A 248-nucleotide genomic window follows, 5' to 3' on the forward strand; every position below is an offset into this window, starting at 1 on the left:
GTCCCCGCTACTCAGTAGCAACGAAGGCCCGGAGGATCCGTCCTCCGGGCCTTCGCCGTTCCCGGAACCGTTACCCCGCAACCGCTCACCGAGCAAAAAATCGGCTTCCCGGCACCCCGGTCGAAAGGGATTCGCTTTTCACCCACACAGTGCCGTAGGGTCGTGTTCACCGACGCGGGGTGGAGCAGCTCGGTAGCTCGCTGGGCTCATAACCCAGAGGTCGCAGGTTCAAATCCTGTCCCCGCTAC

Annotated in this window: 1 tRNA gene; it reads left to right on the forward strand. The window is 63.3% G+C overall.

Annotated features, from left to right (window positions below):
* Positions 1 to 173: 173 nt before the first annotated feature.
* Positions 174 to 247: transfer RNA gene (locus tag IF01_RS0141030), tRNA-Met, on the forward strand.
* The last annotated feature ends 1 nt before the right edge of the window (position 248 follow it).

The sequence above is a fragment of the Kitasatospora purpeofusca genome (assembly GCF_000718025.1).
Taxonomy (GTDB): domain Bacteria; phylum Actinomycetota; class Actinomycetes; order Streptomycetales; family Streptomycetaceae; genus Kitasatospora; species Kitasatospora purpeofusca.